General features: G+C 59.7%; 4 protein-coding genes and 1 CRISPR repeat array. Of the genes, 2 read left to right on the top strand and 2 right to left on the bottom strand.

Going from position 1 to position 7,064, the window contains the following annotated elements; translation table 11 throughout:
* On the top strand, positions 1-753 hold a 753-nt coding region (locus AC1RQI_RS16015), incomplete at its 5' end, for an HNH endonuclease (protein ID WP_481905618.1).
* The gene (locus AC1RQI_RS16010) at positions 740-1,216 is read left to right on the top strand and encodes an SMI1/KNR4 family protein (protein ID WP_481905617.1); all 477 of its coding nucleotides are present in this window, start codon (positions 740-742) and stop codon (positions 1,214-1,216) included. The genes AC1RQI_RS16015 and AC1RQI_RS16010, both read left to right, overlap by 14 nt.
* A gap of 126 nt (positions 1,217-1,342) precedes the next feature.
* Here AC1RQI_RS16010 and istB read toward each other — a convergent pair whose 3' ends face one another.
* Together istB and istA are read right to left on the bottom strand one after the other, a co-directional pair.
* Entirely contained in the window at positions 1,343-2,116 is a 774-nt protein-coding gene (gene istB / locus AC1RQI_RS16005) for an IS21-like element helper ATPase IstB (protein WP_481905616.1), read from the bottom strand.
* Positions 2,109-3,611 carry an IS21 family transposase gene (gene istA, locus AC1RQI_RS16000; protein WP_481905615.1) on the bottom strand — a complete coding sequence of 501 codons (1,503 nt, stop codon included), beginning with the start codon at positions 3,609-3,611 and terminating at the stop codon, positions 2,109-2,111. Before istA ends, istB begins: the two co-directional genes overlap by 8 nt.
* Positions 3,612-4,049: 438 nt before the next feature.
* Positions 4,050-6,965: a CRISPR direct-repeat array (repeat unit 28 nt; unit sequence TTTCTGAGCTGCCTACGCGGCAGCGAAC).
* Positions 6,966-7,064 lie beyond the last annotated feature (99 nt).

Here is a 7,064-nt window from a genome sequence, read left to right as displayed (position 1 = left end):
ACGGTGACCATTGGGGATGCCGGGGTAGACAGCGCCCCGCCAGCGGCCACCGCGCCCAATACCGGCGGTGAATCGGGTGAAGCGCCCGAGAAAAGCACGTCGGATACCGAGAACGCGTTTGTCAGAAGCGGCCAGGGCGCGGGGGCAAAGAGCACGTCTGAAACGCCCGAGCACAAGTACGGCGGTAAGACGCTGCCTTGCGGTGGCCAGGACGCGACCAACTGCACTGTATTCAAGGACCCGGAGACTGCACACAAAGAGGCTGAGTCTTGGAGGAAGCCAAAGATCAAGGGGAACAAAGTTTGGCCGTTGGAAGGCACCAAGTCATCCGACGAACCTACCACGATTATCAATCACAGCAAGCGTGGCACGACTGAAACGGTAGAGAATAATGGCAAGTCTTACGTAGCAACACGTGACGAAAACGGGATGCCCAACTTTACGGTTTTCGAAACTCATGTTCCGGACGAGCTGGCCGGCACCGGGAAAGCGGGGCCGCATTTTCAGGCGGCCAATCAGAATATTCGGCGCAGCCTAGTAGCAGATCCGGAGGCTGCTCAGAAAATGGGACTCACGAAAGAGCAAGAGAAATTCCTGATGAAAAATCCCCCATCGAAAAGGCCGCCCCCGGGAATGACTTGGCACCATCATCAGGATGTCGGGAAAATGCAGTTAGTCCATGAAGACCTGCATGATGCGTTTCGGCACACGGGCGGCATGACCATTTGGGGAGGCGGCTATGGAAACAAGTAATGGCTTGGTTGAATGGGAAGACTACACCTATCTCGATGATGACGGGGAAATCCCACTACCTCTACCTACAGAGGATGACATTAAGGCTCTCGAAACTACTCTTAACATGAAGTTGCCGGAAGATTTTCGAGCTGTGGTAAGAGAGCACCAGGGTCAAGCGCCGGTGCAGTGCGAGGCGACGAATGGCGCTGTTATGCGCTGTCTATATCATGTTTTTCAAGATGACCGTGTTCCGTTCTATTCGATTGCGAAGGCTTGGAATCGGCAGATGGATAAAGGCTATGACCAGAAATTGGTGCCATTTTCCGATTCAGGGAACTCGTACTTTTGCCTTGACTACCGGGACAACGATAATGCGCCCTCAGTCACCTTTGTGATCGGCGACTATGAACCTGGTGACGCCGAAGCGTACGTGCCCTTGGCGGCCACATTTACTGAATTTTTGGGGCAGCTCCAGGAATAAACAATAATCGACGGCGGTTTTGAGGCGCGCGATCAGCTCAGCAAAAAGCCGCTGGCCCGCTCCATCACCGAGTTCCTGAAAAAGTTCGAGACCCCGGAAAGCTGATCCACTGATAACGGGCAACCGTCAGGCCGCTGAGCTGCCCTTTCTCATGCCCTGTTGCTCGGCATAGGCCCGCTTTCTATAGCTCTCACCGCTGAGTTCGACCACGTGAGCGTGATGGATCAGTCGGTCGATGGCAGCCACTGCCATCATGTCGTCCGGGAAGATGCTGTCCCAGCTGCTGAACGGCTGGTTGGAGGTGATCAGCACACTGCCCGACTCGTATCGATGCGCAATGAGTTCGAACAGTACCGAGGTCTCAGCCTCGCTGCGTTTGACGTAGCCAATGTCATCGATGACCAGTAAGCGGTACTTGTCGAGTTTCAACAGGGCATCGGTCAGTCGCAGAGCCTGCTTGGCTGCCTGGAGCTCCTGCACAAGAGCGGATGCGGCGTAATAGCGTACGCGCAGTCCCTGCTCGATGAGCGCGTGGGCAATGGCGGAAGCCAGATGGCTTTTTCCAACCCCACTGGGGCCGAACAACAGCAGGTTGCGGGCCTGATCGATCCATGCGGTCTCGCAGGCGAGTGCGCTGAGCTGATTGCGATCGGCCCCGTCGATGGCCTGGAAGTCGAACGCCTCCAGGGTCTTGCCGCTGGGCAGGCGAGCCTCTTTGAGATGGCGTTCCAAGCGTCGGCGTTCTCGCTCGGCAAGTTCGTATTCGCACAGGGTTGCCAGGGTCTGTGCGACACTCCAGCCGTGGCTGGTGGCGCGTTCAGTGACCTCCTCGCAGCACCCGGCCATTGTGGGTAGGCGCAGTTGGCGTAGAAGTAGCGCCAGAGTAGTGGCATCAGCCATTGGCAGTCTCCTTGAGCAGGGTGTCGTAGTCCGCCAACGGGTGCTGGCGTGAGTGGAGTGTGGGGACAGCCACAGCAGGACGCTGGGGTGAGAAGCGTGCCTGGAGCTCGCCCAGTGTCGGGCAGTGCCCATTTGCCAAAACCTGGCTCCAGTACTCACCGAGGGCTTCGGCGCAGTCACGATCCGCTGCCAGGCGCAGTGCCCCGACCACGCGCTTGCACACATCCTCGGTGGTTAACTGCGTACCAAGGCGCTGGTAGAGACGGCGCCAGTTGTCGTCCGGCAACAGATCATCCCGGAAGGCCAGTCCGGCGAGCGCTCGCGGTTTGCGTACCAGCCAGCTGATGACGTGGCGGTAGTCGATGCAGCGCTGGCGCCCTCCGCCGGGAGTCGTTCGAACCCGGGGCAGCGTCAGCAGTTGCTGACCACCATGGTGGAGCACAAGCCGGTCGTCGTAGGCATGGACGCGCAGCCGCTCACCGATCAGCCTCGCCGGTACCGAGTACAGCACCCGTGAGTAGGTGAACGTGCTGGAGCTGGTCACCCGCACCAACGCTTCGGTGTAGTTGACGCCACGGCCACAGGGCAGCGGGGCCAGCTCGGCTCGCTCGACGCCAATACGCGAGGCGTTGCGCCGGTTGATACTGGCGGCTACTTCGTCGATAAACGCCCGATAGGCCTCAAGGCTGTCGAAGTCCGTCGAGCCGCGCAACTTGAGCCTTTGGCGAATCCGGCGCTTGAGATGGCCATGGGGAGACTCAACGCTGGCGTTCTCGTGTCCTCGGCCCGGATTATTGCGACTCGGGCGCATCCCGTAGTGCTCGCACAGGGCCTGATAACGCTGCGTGATGTCACGCTGGGCCTGCTCGTCCAGGTTCCGAAACGCCGCTGAGAGGCTGTCCGTGCGGTGCTCTGCCGGGACACCGCCGAGGTGTTCAAGCGCCTCGGTCAGGCTCTCGGCCAACGCTGTGAAACTCTCACCGCCAAGAATGACTCGCGCATGGCACCAACCGCTGTAGGCGAGACGGAAGTGGTAAAGCCGATGATCAAACACCTGGCCGCGCACCGTGATCGTGACGTCCTTGAGCAGGGTGAAATCCGAGAGCCCGCGGTGTCCCGGCTCATGATGCTGGGGGAACATCACCTCCTTGTCCGGGCCGTGCTGAGCGCGCCAGGCCTTCACGCGGCGCTGCAAAGTGCGCAACAGATGGTCCGGGTAGGCTCCGGGGTAACGCTCCTGGAGCCACTCCAGAAGTGTCAACGCCTGTAGCTCCGGCTCTCTGGTGAGCTCATCTGAGACTTCGTCCCAGACCTCAGTAAAGGGATCCCGGCGCGTGCGCCAGTGTCGCGGTTTAGCTCTACCAACGGCCTCGCCGGCGTCAATCCGTCGGGCGGTGCGTTCGGAGATGCCGGCCTTGGCTGCCGCCGCCGTCTGTGTCTGACCTTTTGATCGGTGTGCCATGAAGACTCTGACCTGTTGTCTGGTGACCGCCATCCCCGCCCCTTCTGGGTTACATGGAAGAGCGGTTCAGTTTAGTGACAACCGGCCAAAATAGTTGTCGTCGACCGGCCAGAGTAATTGTCGTCTAATAGTTTCTATCCACGCGCCCGCGTGGGGCGCGACTATCCAAGACCAACTCACTCGTGCTCTGGAGCAGCAGTTTCTATCCACGCGCCCGCGTGGGGCGCGACGCGACGATATCCCGCGACTCACCGAGCAATTGCGCGTTTCTATCCACGCGCCCGCGTGGGGCGCGACTTGGTCAACTGTTGCGGGAGCGTTCGCGGTAATGCGTTTCTATCCACGCGCCCGCGTGGGGCGCGACTTTGCAATAAACTGGTGGTACAAGCGCAAGCGCGTGTTTCTATCCACGCGCCCGCGTGCCTACGCGGCAGCGAACGGAGTGAATTTTGCACGTAGATAATGTCGAACTTTCTGAGCTGCCTACGCGGCAGCGAACTTCCTCGATGCCACCGAAGGCCGGGTGGTTCTTTTCTGAGCTGCCTACGCGGCAGCGAACATCAAATCGAATCCGGCGCCGGCTGCCTGACATTTCTGAGCTGCCTACGCGGCAGCGAACACCAGACCCTGCCGCCAGGCGAATCAGCGGATTTTTCTGAGCTGCCTACGCGGCAGCGAACATAAAGGGTCATCCGACCGTCTGGGAGTATCATTTCTGAGCTGCCTACGCGGCAGCGAACAGGGGGGCCTATGAATCTGTTCAAGCGGTTTCATTTCTGAGCTGCCTACGCGGCAGCGAACTGGGCGCAAGTAGCCATTGCCGAGGTGTTCGATTTCTGAGCTGCCTACGCGGCAGCGAACTTGCCCTGGAGATGTACTTGTCGACGAAAAATTTTCTGAGCTGCCTACGCGGCAGCGAACAGCCTCAGAACAGTTCAGGACGAGAGCGGCCTTTTCTGAGCTGCCTACGCGGCAGCGAACGGGGCCATCGGGGCCGTGCTCTATTTTCTGCTTTTCTGAGCTGCCTACGCGGCAGCGAACGTAGGAAATCTCCTACACCCACCTGCGACATTTTTCTGAGCTGCCTACGCGGCAGCGAACCTGGCTGTACCTGGATGATACCCCTAACAAATTTTCTGAGCTGCCTACGCGGCAGCGAACTGTAGGGCTCTGCCAGCAATGCCGCCAGGTTCCTTTCTGAGCTGCCTACGCGGCAGCGAACACCTGACAGCTTGGTGGCCACGCTTACGGCGTTTTCTGAGCTGCCTACGCGGCAGCGAACGAGTCTAGTTGATGCTGAGGTATCTAATCTCTTTTCTGAGCTGCCTACGCGGCAGCGAACATAGAATTAGGACGGCGTGTTGATGAGGTTACTTTCTGAGCTGCCTACGCGGCAGCGAACGCGCTCGGCACGGTGGTCCATGCGGCCGTCCTTTTCTGAGCTGCCTACGCGGCAGCGAACACGGGGCCTCCTGCTTTTGCCGTTGGTATTTGTTTTCTGAGCTGCCTACGCGGCAGCGAACGGCGTATTCGACTCCAACCGGGGCCGGAAACATTTCTGAGCTGCCTACGCGGCAGCGAACTAGCCGCCACCAGATTCATAGTGCGTCGATCAATTTCTGAGCTGCCTACGCGGCAGCGAACACGTTCGGGTCTGCGGGCCGGGCGCTCAGAATTTTCTGAGCTGCCTACGCGGCAGCGAACCGCAACCCTTACGCCCAGAGCGAGCAGGCGCATTTCTGAGCTGCCTACGCGGCAGCGAACGAACACGTTGCAGGCTGTCTCGGGCGGGCCCTTTTCTGAGCTGCCTACGCGGCAGCGAACGCAGGCCATTAGTCAGATCCCCGCGGCGAAGCTTTTCTGAGCTGCCTACGCGGCAGCGAACGATGAGCCGTGCTACATCTATGCCGCAGTTTCTTTCTGAGCTGCCTACGCGGCAGCGAACTTACGATCAGCTTGCGCTGTCTGAGGCGCTATTTTCTGAGCTGCCTACGCGGCAGCGAACAACGGGTTTCAGCCACGTGGCAACACGGATCACTTTCTGAGCTGCCTACGCGGCAGCGAACGCCAGGGAAGGGCAGAGCGTCCACGAGCGTACTTTCTGAGCTGCCTACGCGGCAGCGAACCCGATCACCTTCATGGCGTCTGCTCCTGTAGTTTTCTGAGCTGCCTACGCGGCAGCGAACGGACGAGTTCCGCGGGAACGCGGATGGAGCAGTTTCTGAGCTGCCTACGCGGCAGCGAACCAGCCCGGATCGATAACGGGCGAGTGATCGACTTTCTGAGCTGCCTACGCGGCAGCGAACAGACAGGGAAGAGCGGGTTGGGCCGCTTCACGCTTTCTGAGCTGCCTACGCGGCAGCGAACTCTTTGCGCAGGCGCTGGCGCTCCTCGTTGCATTTCTGAGCTGCCTACGCGGCAGCGAACGATATTCGCAACACCAATCCGTTTGCCGACATTTTCTGAGCTGCCTACGCGGCAGCGAACAGCTGATGAGATCGGCGCTTTCGACGGTTTCTTTTCTGAGCTGCCTACGCGGCAGCGAACTGTCGTGATCGTCCACCCACTGCGAGCGGGGATTTCTGAGCTGCCTACGCGGCAGCGAACGATATGCGCAGCGGGCAGAGCTATGCCGAACTTTTCTGAGCTGCCTACGCGGCAGCGAACGTGCTTTTATCTTGGCCGCGAACCATTACTTCTTTCTGAGCTGCCTACGCGGCAGCGAACTTGAGGGGGCGTCCAGCCATTGATTGTGTCTTTTTCTGAGCTGCCTACGCGGCAGCGAACGACCGGTACCAGTCCCTGAAAAGCCGGGAACATTTCTGAGCTGCCTACGCGGCAGCGAACCGGCGATACTGTTGCGGTTGCGCCATGAGACGTTTCTGAGCTGCCTACGCGGCAGCGAACGCCAGGGGAGGAGTCTGGCGCAGGTGCTCAGTTTTCTGAGCTGCCTACGCGGCAGCGAACAGCATGACAAAGTTGAGAAGTTGAGCGATGATTTTCTGAGCTGCCTACGCGGCAGCGAACATCACCGGGCGCGGACGCGCAGAGGCGGCGACTTTCTGAGCTGCCTACGCGGCAGCGAACGTGGGCCATCCGCAACTCGCGAGAGTTTGCCGTTTCTGAGCTGCCTACGCGGCAGCGAACCGCAAGCGCGGTCTGATCGACCCGGAGCGCACTTTCTGAGCTGCCTACGCGGCAGCGAACCCAAAATTTTCGCCTGCCCGACACGACCCGACTTTCTGAGCTGCCTACGCGGCAGCGAACCTGTCCGCGAATTGGCCGTCGCGCTTGATGGTTTTCTGAGCTGCCTACGCGGCAGCGAACCTCCATCGGCGGAATGGACCGAGTTGCTGTTTTTTCTGAGCTGCCTACGCGGCAGCGAACCGTGACTATCCTCATACGAGTACTGTTAGTGGCCAATTAAAATGACCCACTACTGGCCATTAATTTTGACCCACCTCCGGGTGGCCGTCAGGCCACAGA

This window comes from Salicola sp. AFF1, from assembly GCF_056783195.1.
Note: the sequence above shows the minus strand (reverse complement) of the source record. Positions and strands in the feature narration are given on the sequence as shown.

Coding starts and splice junctions, on each gene's coding strand:
- istA (WP_481905615.1), bottom strand. CDS start 3,611: ATGGCGGTCACCAGACAACAGGTCAGAGTCTTCATGGCACACCGATCA.
- AC1RQI_RS16010 (WP_481905617.1), top strand. CDS start 740: ATGGAAACAAGTAATGGCTTGGTTGAATGGGAAGACTACACCTATCTC.
- istB (WP_481905616.1), bottom strand. CDS start 2,116: ATGGCTGATGCCACTACTCTGGCGCTACTTCTACGCCAACTGCGCCTA.